General features: G+C 37.4%; 2 protein-coding genes. Both read left to right on the top strand.

The window, feature by feature from the left end; genetic code table 11:
• A partial coding sequence (locus V2H77_RS00555; RefSeq protein WP_341497246.1) for a fucose-binding lectin II occupies positions 1 to 132 on the top strand: 132 nt, incomplete at its 5' end.
• A gap of 534 nt (positions 133 to 666) precedes the next feature.
• Positions 667 to 1231: flavin-containing monooxygenase (locus V2H77_RS00550; protein ID WP_341497245.1), on the top strand; the 565-nt coding region annotated here is incomplete at its 3' end.

The raw sequence follows: 1231 nt of genomic DNA, 5'->3' as shown, positions 1-1231 counted from the left end.
AAACCCTGCAAACTCCGTTATTTTGATAATACACTTGATGGAAAACCCGGTTCAGTCATTATTGGCGCTGAAAATGGTACCGCGGGTAATTATAATGATAGTGTGGTGGTATTAAACTGGCCCCTAACATGAAAATGATTAGGAGGCATTAGTCAACAATAAGTAAAAATTAAATCCCCTTGAACAACTTCACATTTTTAAAATAATTCAGAGAATATCCTGTTCTCTGGATTATTTTATCGAATTAACCTAAAAATCTCCCTATGAATGGCTAGGAGCTAAACTTTTGGAAAATATTCAATCAATAAAAGGCATCTGATCTCCCTTCCGCTAAGTTCTGTCGGGTTCACTTTAAAATCCTTGCATCATACAATATTGACTCAAGAGCCGAAAAAAATGTTTAAACAAACTTTTGGTTGTGTTTGTTTCGTTTATAACGTGACTTAAATACGGCATCCAATATTTATATTGAAGGGTGAAAATATTCTCATGCTAATTATTTATTTGTGGTGGTAGGAAATATTGACACGTTAAACGCTTGTAATGAGCAATGTAAGACTAAAGCAATTTCATATTGCTATGCTACTGTCAATAACGACAAGAATCACGTTGCTTTAGTCAGGTGAGTTTCAACTCATCAAAAAATGACCTTGTAGGAGAGATACCGTGAATAACTATTATGATGTTTTGATTATTGGCGCTGGTATTGCTGGTATTGGTACAGCATGTCATTTAACAAAGAAATGTCCTGATAAGACGTTTATTATCTTAGAACGTCGCCAGACGATAGGCGGTACTTGGGATTTATTTCGCTATCCAGGCATTCGCTCAGATTCAGATATGATGAGCTATGGCTATAAATTCCGCCCTTGGACAGACACCAGTATTTTTGCAGATGGGCCTTCAATTAGAAGTTATATCGATGCAACAGCAAAAGAGTATGAAATTAATGACAAAATACAGTTTGGATTAAAAATCACTCATACTGACTGGTCAAATGCGACTCGCCAGTGGACCGTTACCGCGGTTGACGAAATCAGTGGGGAAACTCGGCAATTTACCTGTCGTTTTCTTGTCGCTGCAACAGGTTATTATAACTATGATGAACCTCATTTACCTAAATTCCCCGGCATTGAAGATTTTAAAGGCCCGGTAATTCACCCTCAACACTGGCCTGAGGAATTGAATTATAAAGGAAAGCGGGTTGTTGTAATTGGTAGTGGAGCGAAAG

The organism is Photorhabdus sp. P32, assembly GCF_038085095.1.
GTDB classification, from domain to species: domain Bacteria; phylum Pseudomonadota; class Gammaproteobacteria; order Enterobacterales; family Enterobacteriaceae; genus Photorhabdus; species Photorhabdus luminescens.
The sequence above is the reverse complement of the archived record's forward strand: the minus strand, read 5'-3'. Positions and strand labels throughout refer to the sequence as shown.